This is a genomic window from Amycolatopsis granulosa, assembly GCF_011758745.1.
Taxonomy (GTDB): Bacteria; Actinomycetota; Actinomycetes; order Mycobacteriales; family Pseudonocardiaceae; genus Amycolatopsis_E; species Amycolatopsis_E granulosa.
Map to the genome: position 1 here is coordinate 937,523 of NZ_JAANOV010000001.1, position 19,477 is coordinate 956,999.

At 72.8% G+C, this 19,477-nt stretch carries 20 protein-coding genes; 7 read left to right on the forward strand and 13 right to left on the reverse strand.

Annotated elements, in window-relative coordinates:
* Position 1: 1 nt before the first annotated feature.
* The 5 genes from FHX45_RS04595 to FHX45_RS04615 form a co-directional block, all read right to left on the reverse strand.
* Positions 2-748 carry a LuxR C-terminal-related transcriptional regulator gene (locus tag FHX45_RS04595; RefSeq protein ID WP_167096944.1) on the reverse strand — a complete coding sequence of 249 codons (747 nt, stop codon included), beginning with the start codon at positions 746-748 and terminating at the stop codon, positions 2-4.
* A gap of 25 nt (positions 749-773) precedes the next feature.
* Positions 774-1,784 carry a C40 family peptidase gene (locus FHX45_RS04600; RefSeq protein ID WP_167096945.1) on the reverse strand — a complete coding sequence of 337 codons (1,011 nt, stop codon included), beginning with the start codon at positions 1,782-1,784 and terminating at the stop codon, positions 774-776.
* A 65-nt stretch (positions 1,785-1,849) separates the two neighbouring features.
* Positions 1,850-2,467, reverse strand: a complete 618-nt coding sequence (locus tag FHX45_RS04605) for a response regulator transcription factor (protein ID WP_167096946.1) — start codon at positions 2,465-2,467, stop codon at positions 1,850-1,852.
* A gap of 170 nt (positions 2,468-2,637) precedes the next feature.
* Entirely contained in the window at positions 2,638-5,007 is a 2,370-nt protein-coding gene (locus FHX45_RS04610; RefSeq protein ID WP_167096947.1) for a bifunctional salicylyl-CoA 5-hydroxylase/oxidoreductase, read from the reverse strand.
* A 9-nt stretch (positions 5,008-5,016) separates the two neighbouring features.
* A complete protein-coding gene (locus FHX45_RS04615) occupies positions 5,017-6,660 on the reverse strand; it encodes an AMP-binding protein (protein ID WP_167096948.1) in 1,644 nt (547 codons plus the stop codon).
* 74 nt (positions 6,661-6,734) lie between these two features.
* On the opposite strand from FHX45_RS04615, the gene FHX45_RS04620 reads away from it, so the two are divergent.
* Positions 6,735-7,583, forward strand: coding sequence for a PaaX family transcriptional regulator C-terminal domain-containing protein (locus FHX45_RS04620; RefSeq protein ID WP_167096949.1), 849 nt, complete (start codon positions 6,735-6,737; stop codon positions 7,581-7,583).
* Between the two features lie 6 nt (positions 7,584-7,589).
* Here FHX45_RS04620 and FHX45_RS04625 read toward each other — a convergent pair whose 3' ends face one another.
* From FHX45_RS04625 to FHX45_RS04640, 4 genes are read right to left on the reverse strand one after another with little or no spacing between them, the layout of a single operon-like run.
* On the reverse strand, positions 7,590-7,982 hold the full coding sequence (locus FHX45_RS04625; RefSeq protein ID WP_167096950.1) for a Rid family hydrolase: 393 nt from the start codon (positions 7,980-7,982) through the stop codon (positions 7,590-7,592).
* Positions 7,979-8,734 carry an SDR family NAD(P)-dependent oxidoreductase gene (locus FHX45_RS04630; RefSeq protein WP_167096952.1) on the reverse strand — a complete coding sequence of 252 codons (756 nt, stop codon included), beginning with the start codon at positions 8,732-8,734 and terminating at the stop codon, positions 7,979-7,981. Before FHX45_RS04630 ends, FHX45_RS04625 begins: the two co-directional genes overlap by 4 nt.
* The gene (locus FHX45_RS04635; RefSeq protein ID WP_167096954.1) at positions 8,731-9,561 is read right to left on the reverse strand and encodes an enoyl-CoA hydratase family protein; all 831 of its coding nucleotides are present in this window, start codon (positions 9,559-9,561) and stop codon (positions 8,731-8,733) included. Before FHX45_RS04635 ends, FHX45_RS04630 begins: the two co-directional genes overlap by 4 nt.
* On the reverse strand, positions 9,558-10,712 hold the full coding sequence (locus FHX45_RS04640) for an acyl-CoA dehydrogenase family protein (protein ID WP_167096956.1): 1,155 nt from the start codon (positions 10,710-10,712) through the stop codon (positions 9,558-9,560). The genes FHX45_RS04635 and FHX45_RS04640 overlap by 4 nt, the downstream gene beginning before the upstream one ends.
* Positions 10,713-10,933: 221 nt before the next feature.
* On the opposite strand from FHX45_RS04640, the gene rox reads away from it, so the two are divergent.
* The 4 genes from rox to FHX45_RS04660 all read left to right on the forward strand — a co-directional run bounded on the left by rox (position 10,934) and on the right by FHX45_RS04660 (position 14,999).
* Complete coding sequence (gene rox, locus FHX45_RS04645) at positions 10,934-12,361, forward strand: rifampin monooxygenase (RefSeq protein WP_167096958.1); 1,428 nt, start codon at positions 10,934-10,936, stop codon at positions 12,359-12,361.
* Positions 12,362-12,462: 101 nt separating this feature from the next.
* Positions 12,463-12,861, forward strand: coding sequence for a nitroreductase family deazaflavin-dependent oxidoreductase (locus FHX45_RS04650; protein WP_167096960.1), 399 nt, complete (start codon positions 12,463-12,465; stop codon positions 12,859-12,861).
* Positions 12,862-12,990: 129 nt separating this feature from the next.
* Positions 12,991-13,857 (forward strand): 3-hydroxybutyryl-CoA dehydrogenase, encoded by an 867-nt coding sequence (locus tag FHX45_RS04655; RefSeq protein WP_167096962.1) that lies wholly within the window; start codon positions 12,991-12,993, stop codon positions 13,855-13,857.
* A complete protein-coding gene (locus tag FHX45_RS04660; protein ID WP_167096963.1) occupies positions 13,857-14,999 on the forward strand; it encodes an acyl-CoA dehydrogenase family protein in 1,143 nt (380 codons plus the stop codon). Before FHX45_RS04655 ends, FHX45_RS04660 begins: the two co-directional genes overlap by 1 nt.
* Before the next feature lie 71 nt (positions 15,000-15,070).
* Here FHX45_RS04660 and FHX45_RS04665 read toward each other — a convergent pair whose 3' ends face one another.
* The 4 genes from FHX45_RS04665 to FHX45_RS04680 form a co-directional block, all read right to left on the reverse strand.
* Positions 15,071-16,021 carry a nucleoside hydrolase gene (locus tag FHX45_RS04665; RefSeq protein ID WP_167096964.1) on the reverse strand — a complete coding sequence of 317 codons (951 nt, stop codon included), beginning with the start codon at positions 16,019-16,021 and terminating at the stop codon, positions 15,071-15,073.
* 316 nt (positions 16,022-16,337) lie between these two features.
* Positions 16,338-16,475: an SRPBCC family protein gene (locus FHX45_RS27930; protein WP_243868922.1), complete on the reverse strand. Its 138-nt coding sequence runs from the start codon at positions 16,473-16,475 to the stop codon at positions 16,338-16,340.
* Positions 16,476-16,506: 31 nt separating this feature from the next.
* Entirely contained in the window at positions 16,507-17,133 is a 627-nt protein-coding gene (locus tag FHX45_RS04675) for a TIGR03085 family metal-binding protein (RefSeq protein WP_167096965.1), read from the reverse strand.
* A gap of 28 nt (positions 17,134-17,161) precedes the next feature.
* Complete coding sequence (locus tag FHX45_RS04680; protein ID WP_167096966.1) at positions 17,162-17,758, reverse strand: ClpP family protease; 597 nt, start codon at positions 17,756-17,758, stop codon at positions 17,162-17,164.
* Between the two features lie 127 nt (positions 17,759-17,885).
* Between FHX45_RS04680 and FHX45_RS04685 the strand changes: the two genes are divergently transcribed.
* Both FHX45_RS04685 and FHX45_RS04690 read left to right on the forward strand, forming a co-directional pair.
* Entirely contained in the window at positions 17,886-18,395 is a 510-nt protein-coding gene (locus tag FHX45_RS04685) for a DinB family protein (RefSeq protein WP_167096967.1), read from the forward strand.
* 38 nt (positions 18,396-18,433) lie between these two features.
* Entirely contained in the window at positions 18,434-19,420 is a 987-nt protein-coding gene (locus FHX45_RS04690; protein ID WP_167096968.1) for a PHP domain-containing protein, read from the forward strand.
* Positions 19,421-19,477: the final 57 nt, after the last annotated feature.

Sequence of the window (19,477 nt, forward strand, 5' to 3'; positions counted from 1 at the left end):
ATCACACCGGCGACAGCGCCGTCCGCCCCTCCCCGGTGGGCTGCTCGGGCACCACCAGCAAGCCGCTCCGGAACGCCAGGGCGACCGCGTGGGTGCGGTCCCGCGCGCCGAGTTTGCGCAGCACACCCCGCACGTGGGTGCGGATCGTCTCCACGGACAGCAGCAGCCCGGCGGCGATCTGCGTGGTGCTCAGGCCTTCCGCGAGGAGATGCAGCACCTCGTACTCGCGCCCGGTCAGCGCGGGCCGCCGCGGAACCGGGAGCGGCCCGGGCAGCGCACCCGGCGCTTCCCCGGGCAGGAGCACGCTTCTCAGCTGCCCGTCGATGTGGATCTGCCGGCTGGCGGTGGTGATCGCCTCGGCGATGCGCAACGGGTCCGCGTCGCGCGCTACCACCCCGCGCGCACCGGCGCGCAGCGCCTCACCCAGGTAGGCGCGGTTCACCTGGCCGGGCTCCACCAGGACGACCACCGCGGGTGTGCTCCGCGCGGCGGCCAGCACGGCGGCGAGCTGCGGCTCACGGTTCGCACCGGCGCCGAGCAGGACGACGTCGGGCTGGGTGTGCCCGACCAGGTGGACCAGCTCCGGCCCCGTGGTGGCGTGACCGGCCCAGCGCATCACCGGGCTGCGCTGGACCAGCGCGAACAGCCCCTCGCGCAGGAGCGGGAGCGAGTCGGCCACCGCGACCCGGATCGCGGGTCTGGCGTGGACGGCGGGGACGGACAACCGGCGGGCGGTGGTCGTGGACACGATTTCTCCTTCTTCTCGAGCTTTTTCAGCGCAGTAGCCGCCGGATCCCGGTGACCGGGCCGATCGCCTCGATCCCCGCGATCCCGACCGGCTCACCCGGACGGGACGCGTGCACCGCACGCGAGTTGTCGATCGCCAGGGCGACGTGGCTGACGGGCTGGTAGTAGAAGATCAGGTCACCGGGGCGCACCTGGTCGCGTGGCACGGGCACGCCGACGGTGGCCTGCTGCGCGCTCGTCCTCGGCACACTCGCGCCGATCGCCCGGTAGGCGGCCAGCACGAGGCCCGAGCAGTCGTAGGCAGCAGGCCCTTCGGCTCCCCACACGTAAGGTTTTCCGAGTTGTGCCAGCGCGAACCGCACGACGTTCCCGGCGTCACCGCCGGGGAGTCCCGAATCGGGTGGCCGGGGCGCTGGGGTGACCAGCCTGGCCGCCACGCTCGCCATCCGGCTCTGGGCGTCCTGGAGCACGCGAGCCGCGGCATCCCGCCGCGCCCGGGCGGACTCGAGCGCGGCGGCCGCCTCGGCGCGCGTGCTCCCGGCCCGCGCCACGGTGTCCGCGGACCCGGTGACGGCGGACTCGGCTCGGCGGACAGCGTCATCGGCCGAGCGCACCTCGCCGAGCTGGTCATCGGCGAGGAAGTCGAGCAGGGGCAACGCCGCGTGGTACTCCCGCGGCCGGCCACTGTCGAGCACCGCGAACTCCCGGCCACGCCGGAACTCCGCGGTGACGCCGGAGTAGAAGTCGGTGACGCGCTGGCGTGCCTGGAGTGCGGCCGATCGCGCGGCACGCAAGGTCTCCTGGGCCGACTCGGTGCCGCTCCGGGCGGCCGATTCCGCCCGCTCGGCGGCGGCGAGTTCGGCCTCCCTGGCGCCGGTCTCCACCTGGAGCGCACCGAGTTCGCCCCGGGCTCGCCCGAGGTCCTGGTAAGCGTCCTCCGCTTCCCGGTGCAGCGCCAGATACGGGTCGGGGTCGGCGCGCGGGGCTGCGACGGCGGGCACGGCGAACACGACCGCCACCACCCACGCCAATCCCATCAGCGTCCACCTGGCCACACCGTACAGACCGGCCGGCACGGCCGAACCTGACGCGAGGACCCGGATCAGGGCGCGAAAAGTCCTGCCCTGATCGCGAGAGCCACCGCCTGGGCCCGGGACGACGCCCGCAGCTTCGTCTTCGCCGAGCGCAACGCGGACCGCACGGCGCTGGGGGTGAGACCGAGTTCCGGGGCGCTGTCGTCCGCCGTCATCCCCCGTGCGGCGCGCTCGAGGACCGCGATCTCCTGCCCAGTCAGGCCGGCTCGCGGGTCGCCCGGCGGCCCGGCCGGTGGGCGGGTCACCGCGGCCGCCTCGGACAGGGCGCCGAAGAGGTTTCCCGGCAACTCCCGGGTGAACAGGGAACTGCTGATCACCCCGTCGGCGATCCCGTCCAGGTCGGCGGCGGCGAGATCGTTCACCGGCGCCGCGTCGGAAGCCAGCACGAACACGACGGCCGACGGGGCCGCCGCGCGGACCTGACGGCACAGTCGCATCGGGGCGTCGGCCGAACCGTCGACGACCACGATGTCCGGATCGGACCGTCGCACCGCTCGGATCCCGGCCGGGCTCGGGTCCGCGATCTCCCACCGCGGCGCCGGCTGTGCCGGTGCGAGGGACCGCAAGGCCCGACGGTGGCCCGGGTCCTCCCCGACGTACATCGCGACGAGGGCAGCCGCGGGCATTCATCAACTCCTGTGCGTCGAACCGGACGAATGCCCCGACAGTAGTTGATCTTCCAGCAACAGAGCGGGTGAACCGCGGTGACACTGTCAGTAGCACCAACCGGTTCGCCGCCGCGGCCGTGGCCACTCCGGACGAGAAGCCGTGCGCGGCAACCGGAGCGGTCCCGCCGTCACTCCCGCCCGGGCCGCCACCGGCGGTGCGCGGTGCCCGGCATACCGTGCCGGATCAGCTCCAGGCGCGGCTTCGGACCTTCGGTGCGGCCGGCCTGCGGGCGCCGCGATCCCGCGCGCCACGGCACCGGCCAGTCGGCGCCGGGGCCCGCGTACTCCTGTTCCGCGGCCGCGTGCAGGGTCCAGTTCGGGTCGTAGAGGTGGGCACGGCCCAGCAGGCACAGGTCCGCGCGGCCCGCCAGCAGGATCGAGTTCACGTCGTCGTAGGAGGAGATCGCGCCGACCGCCATCGTGGCGATGCCCGTCCGGTTGCGGATCCGGTCGGCGAACGGCGTCTGGTACGACCGGCCGAACGCGGGCTTCTCGTCCGGGTGCACCTGACCCGTGGACACGTCCACCACATCGACTCCGGCGTCGGCGAAGGCGGCGGCGATCTCCACGGCGTCGTCGGCGGTGATGCCGTTCTCGCACCAGTCCGTGGCCGAGATCCGCACGCTCATCGGCCGCTCCGCCGGCCACACGTCCCGCACCGCGCGGAACACCTCCAGCGGGTACCGCAGCCGCGCCGCCAGGTCACCGCCGTAGTGATCGGTGCGGTGGTTGGTCAGCGGCGAGATGAACGACGACAGCAGGTACCCGTGCGCGCAGTGCAGTTCGAGCAGGTCGAACCCGGCGTCCGCGGCGCGTGCCGCGGCCGCGGTGAACTGCCCCCGGATCTCGCGCAGGTCCGCCACGGTCAGCTCGCGCGGCACCTGGTTCACCCCGGGCCGGTACGGCAGCGGCGAAGGAGCGACGACCGGCCAGTTGCCCGACGGCAGCGGCTGGTCGATCCCCTCCCACATCAGCCGGGTCGAGCCCTTGCGGCCCGAGTGCCCGATCTGGATGCCGATCTTCGCGGTGCTCTCGGTGTGCACGAAGTCGGTGATCCGCCGCCACTCGCGCGCCTGCCCGGCGGTGTAGATCCCGGTGCAGCCGGGCGTGATGCGGCCGGTGCCGGACACGCACACCATCTCGGTCATGACCAGCCCGGCGCCGCCGAGGGCCTTGCCGCCGAGGTGGACCAGGTGGAAGTCGGCGGGCATGCCGTCCACCGCCCGGTACATGTCCATCGGCGACACCACGACGCGGTTCTTCAGTTCCAGCCCGCGCAACCGCAGCGGCTGGAACATCGGCGGCCGCACGCTGCCGTCGCCGTGTCCGCGCCGCTGCTCGTGCCGGGCGAACCACTCGTCGACCCGTTCGACGAACTCGGGGTCGCGCACCCGCAGGTTGTCGTAGGTGACGCGGCGGCTGCGCGTCATGATGTTGAACCCGAACTGCACCGGGTCCTGGTGCACGTACTGCCCCAGGTTCTCGAACCACTCCAGGCTGGCCTGCGCGGCGCGCTGGGTCGACTCCACCACCGGCCGCCGCTCGGCTTCGTACGCGGCGAGCGCGCCCGGCACGTCCGGTTGCTCGTGCAGGGCCGCCGCGAGCGCGAGGGCGTCCTCCATGGCCAGTTTGGTGCCGGACCCGATCGAGAAGTGCGCGGTGTGCGCGGCGTCGCCGAGCAGGATGATGTTGCCGTGGCGCCACCGCTGGTTGCGCACCGTGGTGAAGTGGATCCACCGGGAGTTGTTCGCCAGCAGCTGCGCGTCGCCGAGCACATCGGCGACGAGCTCCCGCACCAGTGCGATCGACTTCTCGTCGGACTCGCCGGGGGCGAACCCCCGGTCGGCGAAGCTCTCGAACCCCGCCCGCTGCCACACCTCGTCGGCCATCTCGACGATGAAGGTGCTGCCGGAGGCGTCGAAGGGGTAGCCGTGGATCTGCATGACGCCGTAGGGCGTGTCGAGTACGTAGAACTTGAAGGCGTCGAACACCTTGTCGGTGCCCAGCCACATGTAGGCGCAGCGCCGGGTTTCCAGTGCCGGGCGGAAGACCTCCGCGTAGCGGGTGCGCACCGCGGAGTTCAGCCCGTCGGCCGCGACGACGAGGTCGTAGGCGGCGGCGAGCCGGCCGGGGTCGGGGGCGAGCGTGCGGAAGTGCAGCCGCACACCGAGTTCGGTGCACCGCTGCTGGAGGATCTGCAGCAGCCGTTTCCGGCTCATCGCGGCGAATCCGTGCCCGCCGCTGGTGAGGACCTGGTCGCGGTAGTGCACGTCGATGTCGTCCCAGCGGGCGAACTCGCGCTCCATCTTCCGGTAGATCGTCTCGTCGGCGTGTTCGATGCCGCCGAGCGTCTCGTCGGAGAACACCACGCCGAACCCGAAGGTGTCGTCGGCGGCGTTGCGTTCCCACACGTCGATCTCGTCTCCCGGGCTCAGCTGTTTCGCCAGCGCGGCGAAGTACAGGCCGCCCGGGCCGCCGCCGATGACCGCGATCCGCATCCCGCCCCCTCACCCGGCCTCGGTGTGCGCGCGCTGCCGCAGCTTGAACCGCTGGAGCTTCCCGGTGGCGCTGCGCGGCAGGCCGTCCACGAACTCGATCGCGCGCGGGTACTTGTAGGGCGCGATCCGCTGCTTGACGAACCGCTGCAGCTCGGCCACCAGGTCCGCGTCCTCCGCGACGTCCGGCCGCAGGACCACGAACGCCTTGACGATCTGCCCGCGCTCGGTGTCGGGCACACCGACCACGCCGCACTCCTGCACGGCGTCGTGCGCGAGCAGTGCCTCCTCGACCTCCGGACCGGCGATGTTGTAGCCGGCCGAGACGATCATGTCGTCGTTGCGGGCGAGGTAGTGGAAGTAGCCGTCGGAGTCGGCGACGAAGGTGTCCCCGGTGATGTTCCAGCCGTTCTGCACGTACACCGCCTGCCGGTCGTCGGCGAGGTAGCGGCAGCCGGTCGGGCCCTTGACCGCCAGCCGCCCTGGCATGCCCGGGGGCAGCGGATCGCCGTGGTCGTCGAGGATGGCGGCCCGGTAGCCGGGCACGGCCCGCCCGGTCGCGCCCGGCCGGATGTCGTCGTCGGCGGCGGAGACGAAGATGTGCAGCATTTCGGTGGAACCGATGCCGTCGATGAGCGCCAGGCCGGTCGCGTCGTGCACGGCGCGCCAGGTGGTCGCCGGCAGGTGCTCCCCCGCCGACACCGCGCGCCGCAGCCGGCCCAGCGCGGCGCCCCGGCCCGAGCGCAGCATCGACCGGTACGCGGTCGGGGCGGTGAAGCAGACCGTGACACCGTGCGTCTCGATCGCGTCCGCGAGCTGGTCCGGGGACGCCTTCTCGATCAGGAGGGTGGCCGCCCCGGCACGCAGCGGGAAGACGAGCAGCCCGCCGAGGCCGAAGGTGAAGGCCAGCGGCGGTGTCCCGGTGAACAGGTCGTCCGCGCGGGGCTTGAGGACGTGGCGGGAGAAGGTGTCGGCGATCGCGAGGATGTCGCGGTGGAAGTGCATGGTCGCCTTCGGCCGCCCGGTGGTGCCCGAGGTGAAGGCCAGCAGGGCGACGTCGTCGGCGGCGGTGTCGACGGCGGTGAACGCGGCCGGCACGCCGCGGGTTCGCGCGTCCAGGTCGTCCGGCGCCGGGGAGCCGTAGGTGACCACCGCCGCGCCGCGCAGGTCGGCCGCGCGCAGCTCGCCGGCGAACCGCGCGTCGCACAGGGCGAGACCGACCTTGCTGATCTCGGCGATCGTGCTGAGTTCCGCCGACCGCAGCAGCGGCATGGTGGGCACGGCGACCGCGCCGGCCTTCATCACGGCGAGCCAGCACGCGGCCAGTGCCGGCGTGTTGGGGCCGCGCAGCAGCACCCGCTGGCCGGGCACCACGCCGAGCTGTTCGGTGAGCACCCGCGCGGTGCGGTCGACCTGGTCGCGCAGATCCCCGTAGGTCCAGGCCCGGCCGTCCGGGGTGAGCAGGCACCGCCGGTCCGGCCCGCGTTCGGCGATCACCGCGTCGAGCAGTTCCACGCCGCAGTTGAGCCGCTGCGGGTAGTGCAGCCCGGGGAGCTCGGTGAGGAATTCCGGCCAGGACTCCACCGGCGGGAGGTGGTCCCGGCAGAACGTGTCGACGTGCGCGGAGGGGCTGAGGCCCGGACCGACGGTGGTCATAGGGCAAGTATTCTCTCTTCGTGACGACAGTCAAGCAATCGTCAGAAGAAGCCGGGCCCGATAAGCTGGCCCGCGTGCCCACCGATCCCGAGGACTCCGGGCGCGCACCGAAACCACGCGCGCTGATCGTCACCGTCTACGGCCTCTACGCCCGGGAGACGGGTGGCTGGATGAGCGTCGCCGCCCTGATCCAGATGCTCGCCCGGTGCGGCGTGGACGAGCCCTCGGTGCGCTCGTCGATCTTCCGGCTCAAGCGCCGGGGCCTGCTCACCGCGGCCAAGGCCGGCGGGGTCGCCGGGTACGCACTCTCCGGCACGGCACGGGAAATCCTCGACGAGGGCGACCGCCGCATCTTCCGGCGCCGCCGCGCCACCACCGGCGAGGGCTGGCTGATCGTGGTGTTCAGCGTGCCCGAGTCCGAACGCGACAAACGCCACCAGTTGCGCTCCCGGCTGTCCTGGCTCGGGTTCGGCACCGTCTCCGCCGGCGTGTGGATCGCCCCGGCGCACCTGCTCGACGAGACGCGGGAAACCCTGGCGCGGCACAGACTCGAGAGCTACGTCGACCTGTTCCGGTCCGATCACGCCGGGTTCGCCGCGACCGCGGAGCGCGTGCGCACCTGGTGGGACCTGGACCGGCTGCACGAGCTCTACGACGCGTTCCTCACCCGCCACGCTCCGGTGCTGAGCGGCTACCGGCGGCGGCGCCGCATCGACGGCGCCCGCGCCTTCGCCGACTATGTCACCGCGCTCACCGACTGGCGCCGCCTGCCCTACCTGGAGCCGGGGCTGCCCCTGGAAGTGCTGCCGCCGCACTGGATCGGCCTGCGCGCGGCGGAGGTGTTCTTCGACCTGCGCCGCAGGCTGGCCGGTCCGGCCCACGACTACGTCGAGTCGCTGCGCGCGGCGGCGGTCAGCGCCTGACCCGGGTCAGACCACGGCGAAGCCCTGCACCTCCACCAGCGCGTCGGCATCCCACAGCCGGGACACCCCGACGGCCGCCATCGCCGGGTAGTCGCGGCCGGCCAGGCGCCGCCACACCGCTCCGATCTCCCGGGCGTGCGCGCGGTAGTCCGCGAGGTCCGTGGCGTACACGGTGAGGCTCACCAGCCGGTCCGGTTCACCACCGGCGGCACGCAGGGCGGTGAACAGGTTCGACAGCGCCCGCTCGAACTGGTCGACGACGGTGCCGCCGACGATGCGCCCACCGGCGTCGAGCGCGGTCTGCCCGGCCAGGAAGATCGTCGTCCCGCTGGCGACCACCGCGTGCGAGAACCCCCGCGGCTGCGCCAGTTCCGGCGGGTCGACCCGTTGCACGCTCACTGCACCGTCCCTCCGTCCACCTGGATCGCCTGCCCGGTCACCGCACCCGCCCCGACGCAGAACCACACCGCGTCGGCCACCTCCGCGGGGCTGATCAACCGGCCGATCGGCTGCTTGCGTGCCAGCGTCTCCCTGGCCTCACCCGGGCTGCGCCCGGTCGTGGCCACGATGGTGCCGATCGTCTGCTCGGTCATCGGCGTGTCCACGTACCCGGGGCACACCGCGTTCACCGTCACGCCGGTGCGGGCCAGTTCCGCCGCCGCGGCACGCACCAGGCCCAGCACCCCGTGCTTGCTCGCGGTGTAGGCCGCGATGTACGGCTCGCCGATCCGCGCGGCGGTGGACGCCACCACGACGATCCGCCCCCACCCGGCCGCCCGCATCGGGGGCACCGCGCGCCGCACGAACCGGAACGGTGCGGTCAGGTTGAGGTCCAGCATGCGCTGCCAGTCGGCATCCGTGGTGCGCTCCAGGCGGGCCGAGTGGCCCGCGCCGGCGTTGGCCACGAGCACCTCCACCGGACCCCAGTCCCGTTCGATCTCGGTGTGGACGCGGTCGGCCGCGTCCGGATCGGTGACGTCCGCGGGGATCATCTTCACCGGCGCGGCGCAGCCGCTCGCGGTCTCCGCCAGCTGGTCCCGGCTGCGCGCGACCAGCGCGACCCGGCAGCCCTCGGCGCTCAGCCGCCGGGCGATGGCGCGGCCGATGCCCCGGCCGGCACCGGTGACCAGCGCGACCCGCCCGTCGCTCACCGGCCCTCCCACCGCGGCGCCCGGCGCTCGGTGAACGCCGCGTGGAACTCGGCGTGGTCGCGGGTGGTCATGAGCAGGGCCTGTGTCATCGCGTCCAGCTCCATCGACGCCGAAATGGACATGTCCAGCTCGGCGGTCAGCAGCGATTTCGTCTGGGCCAGCGCCAGCGTCGGCCCGTCGGCGAGCCTGCGGGCGAGCTCGGCGACCGCGGTGTCCAGCTCGTCGTCGGCGACCAGCCGCGACACCAGGCCGTAGCGGTCCGCGGTCTCGGCGTCGATCGTGTCGCCCAGCATCAGCAGTTCGGTCGCCCGGCCGAGCCCGGCCACGCGCGGCAGCAGGTAGGCCGCGCCCATGTCCCCGCCGGACAACCCCACCTTGGTGAACAGGAAGGCGAACCGGCCGGAGTGCCCGACCACCCGGAAGTCCGAGGCGAGGGCCACCACCGCGCCGGCGCCGGCCGCGATGCCGTGCACCGCGGTGATGATCGGGATCGGGCAGTCGCGCATCGCCCGGATCACCGCGCCGGTCATCTTGGTGAACCGCATCAGGTCCCGCGGCTCCATCTTGATCAGCTCGCCGATGATCTCGTCGACGTCGCCGCCGCCGCAGAACCCCTTGCCCTCACCGCGGATCACCAGCACCCGCACGTCCTGGTGGTGCGGCAGCTCGGCCAGCAGATCGCGCAGATCGGCGTAGCTTTCGAAGGTCAGCGGGTTGAGCTTCTCCGGCCGGTCCAGCGTCACCGTCGCGACGCCGTCGGCCTTGCCGAACCGGAAGTGCCGCCAGTCCTCGGTGAGCCGCGGGGAGGCGTGGAAGCGGTAGGTCATCGGGTGTACTCCCTGCCGATCAGATGGCGTGCGATGAGGGAACGCTGGACCTCGGAGGCACCTTCGTAGATGCGCAGCGCCCGCACGTCCCGGTAGAGGTGCTCGAGCGGGTGGCCGCGCCGCAGGGCCGCGGCGCCGTGCAGCTGCACGCACCCGTCGATGATCTGCTGCGCGGCCTCGGTGGCGTACAGCTTCGCCATGGCCGACCGCCGGGGTTGCGCTTGGGGCTCCGCGCCCTCGTCGTACGCGGCGGCCGCGGCGTAGACGAGCAGGCGGGCCGCTTCCAGCTCGGTGGCCAGGTCCGCGATGCGGTGCGCCACGGCCTGCTGGCCGGCCAGTGGTGCCCCGTACACCTGGCGCTCGCGGACGTGGGCGACGGTCAGGTCGAGCGCCGCCTGGGCCATGCCCACCGCGAAGGCGCCGACGCTGGGCCGGAACAGGTCCAGCGTGCGCATCGCGACGGCGAAGCCCCGGTCCACCTCGCCCAGGACCGCACCGGCGCCGACCCGCACGCCGTCGAACTCCAGGCGCCCGATCGGGTGCGGCGAAAGCATCTCCAGCGGCTCACCGGAGAGCCCGGCACTGTCCCCGGGCACCGCGAACGCGGTGACCCCGCGCGCACCGGCGCCGGGCGTGGTGCGGGCGAACACGGTGTAGACGTCGGCGCCCGGCGCGTTGGAGATCCACAGCTTCTCGCCGGTCAGCACCCAGCCCTCGCCGTCGCGTTCGGCGCGCAGCTGGAGGTTCGCCGCGTCCGACCCCGCACCGGCCTCGGTGAGCGCGAACGCGGCGACGGCCTCGCCGGAGATCACCGGGGGAATCCACCGCGCGCGCAGCTCGGCCGAGCCGGATTGCAGGATCGGGTAGCTGCCCAGCCCCTGGAGGGCGAGTGCGGTCTCCGCCTCGGTGCTGATCTGGGCGATCGTCTCGCGCAGCAGGCACAACTGCACGGCAGCGGCATCGGAGGGGTCCTCGCCCGGCCGGCCGCCGAACAGCCCCCGGAGCAGCCCGAGCTCACCGAGCGTCCGCACGAGCTCGCGGTCGACCCGGCCGGAGCCGGACCCGGCGAGCTTGCCGGTGGCCACGTCACGCACCCAGTTCTGGTACTCCCGCTGCTTTGCACCCAGTCGGAACGCAGCCACCGCGGACATGCTCCGAGACTAGCGCATCAGTGACGCCCGTCAAGGATCCGCAACACGATTCGACGGCACGGCCCAGCCGCGGACGGAGGTGGGGTGCGGCGCAGGAAGATTCCCTGCCATTGTCACCGTATCGCGGGACGGGGGCCTTGCGGCAAGACCCGGGCTGTGCCGCACAATCTCCCGGCCGCAGCCGGATTCGGGCACCGTCAACGCAGTGCAGGGGGATCTTCGTGTTCGATGTGATCGTCGCCGGGGCCGGGCCGACCGGTCTGATGCTGGCCGCCGAGTTGCGGCTGCACGGCGTGCGCGTGGTCGTGCTGGACAAGGACGCGGAGCCGACCACGGTGGTGCGGTCGCTCGGACTGCACGTGCGCAGCATCGAGGTGATCGACCAGCGCGGCCTGCTGGACCGGTTCCTCGCCCACGGCCAGCGGTACCCGCTCGATCGCCTGCGCTTCGCCGGGATCGGCAAGCCCGGCGCCGGGCTGGTGGACAGCGCGCACCCCTGGATCCTGGGCATCCCGCAGACCGTCACCGATCGCCTGCTGGCCGAGCACGCCGGCGCGCTCGGTGCCGGGATCCGGCGCGGCGCCGAACTGACCGGGCTGAGCCAGGACGACCACGGCGTGACCGCCGAGCTCGCGGACGGCACCCGGCTGCGCTCGCGGTACCTGGTCGGCTGCGACGGCGGCCGCAGCACGGTGCGCACGCTGCTCGGTATCGGATTCCCGGGCGAACCCGCCGCCCGCGAGTGGCTGCTGGGCGAGATGGAGGTGACCACACCGCCGGCCGAACTGGCGGCCGTGGTGGCGCGGGTCCGCGAGACCCACCACGGGTTCGGTCTCGCGCCGGCCGGCGACGGGGTGCACCGGGTCCTCGTGCCGGCGGCGAAGGTCACCGGGGACCGGACGGTCCCGCCGACGCTCGACGAGGTCGCGCGGCAGCTACGGGCGTTCGCCGGCACCGACTTCGGCGTGCATTCACCGCGCTGGCTGTCCCGCTTCGGCGACGCCACCCGGCTGGCCGAGAGCTACCGGACCGGCCGGGTGCTGCTGGCCGGCGACGCCGCGCACGTTCACCCGCCGCTGAGCGGGCAGGGGCTGAACCTGGGTATCCAGGACGCGGTCAACCTCGGGTGGAAACTGGCCGCCGAGGTCGGCGGCTGGGCGCCCGCCGGGCTGCTGGACAGTTACCACACCGAACGGCACCCCGTGGCCGCCGACGTGCTCAACCACACCCGTGCGCAGTCCGAGCTGCAAACGCCCGCCTCCGGCCCCCGGGCGGTGCGCCGGCTGCTGTCCGAGCTGATGGACAACGAGCAGGTGACCCGGTACCTGCTCGACAAGATCACGGCGATCGGGGTGCGCTACGACTTCGGCGGGGGTCACGACATGGTCGGCCGGCGGATGCGGGACGTGGGGTTGCGGCGGGGACGCCTCTACGCGCACATGCACACCGGCCGCGGAGTGCTGCTCGACCAGACCGGACGGCTCTCGGTCGCGGGCTGGGCGGACCGGGTCGACCACGTGGTCGACGTCAGCGACGAGCTGGATGTGCCCGCCGTGCTGCTGCGCCCGGACGGCCACGTCGCGTGGGCCGGCGACGAGCAGCAGGACCTGCTCGGGCACCTGCCCACGTGGTTCGGCGCCGCCACCTGAGCGGCGCGGCGGTGCGCACGCGGTCCGGGGAGCCGGGACGCACCTGAGAGCGGCCTCAGCATTCATTTCAACACCCGTGGAAATCTGGCACACTACGGGGCATGACCACTCAGAACCGCCGGCCACCGGCCTTCGCCCAAGCGTTCAACAAGGTTGCCGTCAAGTTCGCCGGTCGCCGGGTGGCACCGCTGTGGGCCCTCGTCCGGCACCGGGGCCGCAAGTCGGGCAAGCCGTACCAGACGCCGATCGCGATCGTCGGTTCCACGCCCGGCGCCGTCTACATCGGCTTGCCCTGGGGCCGCCGCACCGACTGGATCCGCAACCTCCAGGAGGGTGGCGGCACGCTCGTGTGGAAGGGGCGGACGTTCGCCGTCGCCGAACCGGCCTTCACGGGCAAGGACGAGGTGCTGTCGCACGTCTCCGGCCTGCGCCGCCGCCTTGCCCAGCGGTGGCCGATGGAGGACTACCTGCGGTTGACGTTGCGGCCCACCGGGCAGTGACGGCCAGACGGGTCACCGTCGGGCCCCGCGGCGCGGAGGAACCCGCCCGGCGCTGCGAGATGGCGCGCGGCCCGGGAGCGTGAGCTGGATCGCAGTACAAAGGTAGGACTTCCTACTAATCTGCGGGGCATGGACATCTCGAAGGTCGGCGTGGTCGGCGGCGGGCTGATGGGCTCGGGCATCGCCGAGGTGTGTGCCCGGGCAGGGCTGGACGTGGTGGTCGCCGAAGTCGGCGAGGCGGCGCTGACCGCGGCCCGGGAGCGGATCGGCAAGTCGCTGGAGCGTGCGGTGCGAGCCGGGAAGCTGGCCGCGGACGACGCCGAGGCGGCGGCCTCGCGGCTGTCCTACACGGTGGACCTGGCAGGTTTCGCCGACCGGGATCTGGTGGTCGAGGCGGTGGCCGAGGACGAGCAGGTCAAGGCCGAGGTGTTCGGCCGGCTCGACGAGGTCGTGCAGCGGCCGGACGCGATCCTGGCGTCCAACACCTCGTCGATCCCGATCATGAAGCTGGCGGCGGCGACCGGGCGGCCCGCGCAGGTGGTGGGCATCCACTTCTTCAACCCGGTGCCGGTGCTGCCGCTGGTGGAGCTGATCCCGTCGCTGCTGACCTCGGCCGAGACCCGCGACCGGGCGGCGGAGTTCGCGACGGCGACGCTGGGCAAGACGGTGGTGCACGCGCCGGACCGGGCCGGGTTCGTGGTCAACGCGCTGCTGATCCCCTACCTCCTGTCGGCGATCCGCATGCTGGAGTCCGGCTTCGCCGAGGCCGCCGACATCGACGCCGGCATGGTGCACGGCTGCGCCCACCCGATGGGCCCGCTGCGGCTGGCCGACCTGATCGGGCTGGACACGACGAAGGCGGTCGCCGAGTCGATGTACGCGGAGTTCAAGGAACCGCTCTACGCTCCCCCGCCGCTGCTGCTGCGCATGGTCGACGCGGGTCTGCTGGGCCGCAAGTCCGGCCGCGGCTTCTACGACTACCGGAAGGACGCCTGATGTACCAGCTGCCCGAGGAGCACGAGGAGCTGCGGCTCGCCGTCCGTGCGCTGGCGGAGAAGGAGATCGCACCGTACGCCGCCGAGGTGGACGAGAAGGAGCGGTTCCCGTACGAAGCCTTGCAAGCGCTGAATGCGTCGGGGTTCAACGCGGTGCACATTCCGGAGGAGTACGAGGGTCAGGGTGCGGACGCGGTGGCGGCGTGCATCGTGATCGAGGAGGTGGCGCGGGTTGATGCGTCGGCGTCGTTGATTCCGGCGGTGAACAAGCTGGGGACGCAGCCGATCCTGTTGTCGGCGTCGGAGGAGTTGAAGAAGCTGGTTCTGCCGGAGATCGCGGCGGGGGCCACGGCGTCTTACGGGTTGTCGGAGCGGGAGGCGGGGTCGGACACGGCGTCGATGCGGACCCGGGCGCGGTTGGACGGGGACCAGTGGGTGCTCAACGGCACGAAGGCGTGGATCACCAATGCCGGGGAGTCGGCGTGGTACACGGTGATGGCGGTGACCGATCCGGAGGCGCCGAAGAAGTCGAACGGGATTTCGGCGTTCGTGGTGCACAAGGACGATCCGGGGTTCTCGGTGGGGCCGAAGGAGCGCAAGCTGGGGATCAAGGGCTCGCCGACGCGGGAGATCCATTTCGAGAATTGCACGATTCCGGCGGAGCGGATCATCGGTGAGCCGGGTACGGGGTTGAAGACGGCGCTGCGCACGCTGGATCACACCCGCCCGACGATCGGGGCGCAGGCGCTGGGTATCGCGCAGGGCGCGCTGGACGCGGCGGTGGCGTATGTGAAGGAGCGCAAGCAGTTCGGCACGGCGATCGGACAGTTCCAGGGTGTGCAGTTCATGCTCGCCGACATGGGCATGAAGATCGAGGCGGCCCGGCACCTGGTGTACGCCTCGGCCGCGGCCACCGAGCGGGGTGATGCGCGGGCGGGGTTCATGGCCTCGGCGGCGAAGGCCTACGCCAGCGACGTGGCGATGTCGGTGACCACCGACGCGGTGCAACTGTTCGGCGGCGCCGGCTACACCCGTGACTTCCCGGTGGAACGCATGATGCGTGACGCCAAGATCACCCAGATCTACGAGGGCACCAACCAGATCCAGCGCATGGTCATGGCCCGCGCCCTGCTCAAGAGCTGACCACCCCGGCCTTCGAAGGCGCGGCGCCCAGCCCGGGCGCCGCGCCTTTCTGTCGCGGGGCACCCGGGGGTTCAGGCGAACGTGCTCAGCAGCAGGTCGACCAGCACGTCCGCCCTGGCGTCGAACGCCACCCGCGCGTTCGGCTCGCCGGTCGCGTTCGGACGGAGGTCCATCACGGTCCGGCCGACGGTGCGGCTTCCGGTCGTCTCGACCTCGACGTGCACCGGGCGGGTGGTGATCACCTCCGGGCGCAGCAGGTAGGCGATGCACACCGCGTCGTGAACTGGCGCGGCATCGTCCGCGGCGACGCCGCGTCCGGCCGAGTAGGCGTCGATGCGGCGCGTGATCAGGTCTGCGGCCGCCCGGCCGGCGGGGGTGCCGAGCCCGCTCAGCTTCACGCAATCGTCGCGGGTGACCAGCGCGCGGTGCGTGGCGTCGAGCGTGACGAGTGTCAGGCGCGAAACGCCGGCCGACAGCACCATGGCCGCGGCCTCCGGGTCGGCCCAGATGTTGAACTCGGCGGACGGCGTCACGTTGCCGTGGTCGTGCGCGCCACCCATGATGACGAGCTCGGCGACCGCGTCGCGCACCGACGGATCGGCCGCGAGCACGGTGGCGATGGTGCTGAGCGGCCCGACCGGCACCAGCGTCACCGGTTCGGTGGTGGTGCGCAGGGTGTGCAGCAGGAACTCGACCGCCGACTCCGCGCGCGCGGCGGTGCGGGGTGCCGGCAACGGCAGGGACGTGCCGTGCATGTCGCGGGCCGAGCCGGCTTCGAAGTGCCGCGGCCCGGGGAACCCGCGCCGCGCGATCGGGTGGGCCAGCCCCGGGTGCACCGGGATGTCCGGGCGGCCGATCGCGTCCAGCACGCGCAGCGTGTTGTCGGTGGTGGCGGCCAGCGGCACGTTGCCGCTGACGGTGGTCACCGCGGCCAGGTCGAGGTCCGGGTGCAGGGCGGCCAGCATGATCGCGACCGCGTCGTCGGTACCGGTGTCGACGTCGAGGATCACCTTGCGTGTCACCCCCGCAGCCTCCCACACCGCGCCGCGATGATCACCTGCTTTCGGCAGTGCACCGGGGCCTGTCGGCCTCCATGGTGACGAACCGGCGGATCCGCGGTCCGAACAGGACGGCGGATCAGCGGGGCGAGCGGGCCGCGCTGCACGACGCTGCACGACACCGATCGTCGCGGTCACGGTGCCGGCGCCATCCGGTGCCAGCCGACCGTGGTGAGTCCGCGAGAGCCGGCCTGCCAGGTGACGCTCCGCCGGCCGGTGAGCTCGGTGACCCGCCACCGAGCGCGGGCGGGCCCGGTTGCTTCACCGTCGCCTCGCTCCCCTACCGCAACGGCCCCGGCTCACGCGACCGCACCGAGGTCGTCGACGCGGTCCAGGACGGCCAGTTCTCGACCTCGGTCAGCACGGCCCGCACGGTCTCCTGCCCGGAGCGGATCCGCCGGGCGACCTGGTACTTCAACCCGGACCGTAGCGAGTGGCCCGGGCGCGGGCTAGATCCCGCGTCCCGCGGACTTGAGGCGGCCGACCGCTGCCGGGCCGCCCTCGAAGGAAACGTGCACGGCGTCGCGCCCGAACACGAACAGCAGCAGTTCGACCGGGTCGCCGGTGACGGTGACCTGCGCGGCACCGCCACGCACCACGGCCACGTCGCCGCCCGGGGTACGCAGGGTGACCCCGACCGGGACCCGGCGCAGGTTCAGCTTCGCGGCGGTGCGGGCCGCGCGCCACGCGGCGGCGTCGCGGGCCGGATCCGCCGGACGCGGCTGCCAGCCCGGGCGGCCGCGCCGTACGTCCTCGTGGTGCACGAGGAACTCCGCGGTGTTGGCCAGCTCGTCGAGTTTCCCGATCGCGGTGGGCCAGTACCAGGCCGGGCCGCGACGCACCCGCTCGACCAGCCGGAGCCACGGCTGGGCGGCGATCGCGTCCTGCACGCGCCGGGTGTGCCCGGCCAGCGGTGGCAGGACGATGCCCAGCGCGGCGTCCGGCCGGCTTTCCCGCACCACCAGGTGCGCGGCGAGGTCCCGGGTGAGCCACCCCCGGCACAGGGTGGGCTCCTCCGGCCCGGCCTCGGTCAGCAGCTGGCTCAGCGCACGGCGTTCGTCGGCGGCGACACCCATGACCGCAGCCTACCCGCCGGTAGGCCCGCTACGCGGTCGCCGCCTGCTCGTCGACGCCGACGACGTGATCGACGAACCCGTAGGCGAGGGCCTCCTCGGCGTCGAACCAGCGGTCGCGGTCCGCGTCGGCCGTGATGCGGTCCACCGGCTGGCCCGTCTGCCGGGCGGTGATCTCCGCGATGCGGCGCTTCATGCGGCCGAAGACCTCCGCCTGGATGGCGATGTCGCTGGCCGCTCCGCTGATGCCGGCGGAGGGCTGGTGCATCAGGACGCGGGTGTTGGGCAGCAGGTAACGCTTGCCGGGGGTGCCGGAGGACAGCAGGAACTGACCCATGGACGCCACGAAACCGAGTCCCCAGGTGGACACGTCCGGCTGGATGAGGCGCATGGTGTCGTAGATCGCCATGCCCGCGGTCACCGATCCGCCGGGCGAGTTGATGTAGAAGGTGATGTCCTTGTGCGGATCCTCGGCCGCGAGCAGCAGCAGCTGTGCGGTGATCCGGTTGGCGACCGCGTCGGTCACCTCGGAACCGAGGAACACGATCCGGTCGCGCAGCAGTTGTTCGAACACCGAATCGTCCATCGAGGCCGAGGCGCTCGCGGACGGGAGAACTCGCAGGGTCATGACGGCCAACGTAGGCCTTGCAGGCCTGCGGCGGGGCCGTGTTCGCCCTGAGCGTGGCGATTACGCTACGAGCGATCATCCGCGCCCGGTGACGAGGTGCCCGGGCCGCCCGGTACGCTGCCGCACGATGCCGACCGAACGCCCCGTGGTTCCCACCGTCGCCGGTGAGCGCGAGATGCTGCGCGCCCACCTGGAGTTCCACCGCGCCACCCTCGCCTGGAAGTGCGACGGTCTGTCCGATGAGGACTTGCGCGCGCGGTCCATGCCACCCTCGGCGCTCTCGCTGCTCGGGCTGGTGCGGCACATGGCCGAGGTGGAACGGGCCTGGTTCCGGCGCACCATCGGCGGCGAGACCGACCTGCCCCTGGTGTGGTCCGCGGACAGGGACTTCCAGGTCGCCTACGACGCGCGGACCTCGACCCGGTCCGAGGCGTTCACCGCGTGGCAGGAAGAGGTCGCGCACGCGCGGCGCATCGAGCGGGCCGCCGAATCGCTCGACGTGACCGTCTTCGCACCGCGCTGGAACGCTCACACCGCACTGCGTGCGGTGATGCTGCACATGATCCACGAGTACGCCCGGCACAACGGGCACGCCGACCTCCTGCGGGAGGGCATCGACGGGGTCACCGGCGTCTGAACGTGCGTGCGCCGGCGCGGCGCGGTAGGTGTGGTGTCGTGGATCCGGCACAGGCACTGCGGCAGATCGCGTTCGAGCTGGAGCGCGCCGGCGCCCCCACCTACCGGGTGCGGGCGTTCCGGCGTGCCGCGGCCGTGGTGGCCGGGCTGCCCGCGGACGAGCTGGCCGACCGGGTGCGGCAGGGCACCCTGAAGGCGCTGCCGGGCATCGGACCGGCCACCGCACAGGTGGTCGAGCAGGCCTGTGCCGGGGAACAGCCCGCCTACCTGGCGAAACTGCTGGCGGAAGCGCCCGAGCCCGACCGGTCGGGGCTGCGCGGCGCGTTGAAGGGCGACTGCCACACGCACTCGGACTGGTCGGACGGCGGCAGCCCGCCGGAGGAGATGGCCGAGGCGGCACGAGCGCTGGGGCACGAGTGGATCGCGCTGACCGACCACTCGCCGCGGCTGACGGTGGCGCGCGGGCTGTCGTCCGAGCGTCTGCTGCGGCAGCTGGAACTGGTGGCGGAGCTGAACGAGAAGCTGGCGCCGTTCCGCATCCTGACCGGCATCGAGGTGGACATCCTCGAGGACGGCTCACTCGACCAGCGCGACGACCTGCTGGACCGGCTGGACGTGGTGGTGGCCAGCGTGCATTCCCAGCTGCGGATGCCGGCCGGCCCGATGACCGACCGGATGGTGGCCGCGGTGCGCAACCCGCTGGTCGACGTCCTCGGCCACTGCACCGGCCGGCTCATCACCGGGCGGGGACGGCCGCAGTCGGAGTTCGACGCGGAGACCGTGTTCACGGCGTGCCGGGAGAGCGGTACCGCGGTGGAGATCAACTGCCGCCCGGAACGCCGGGACCCGCCCGGCGAGCTGCTCGCGATGGCCGCGGAGATCGGCTGCGTGTTCGCCATCGACACCGACGCCCACGCCCCCGGGCAGCTGGACTGGCTCGGGAACGGGACCGTGCGCGCGGAGGCGTGCGGCATCGGCCCGGAGCGGGTGCTGAACACCCTGGGAGCCGCCGAGCTCGGCGGCTGACCGGCCGGTCCCGCTCCCGCCGTGGTCGCGCGCCTGCGCACGGCCGGCAGCCGTGTC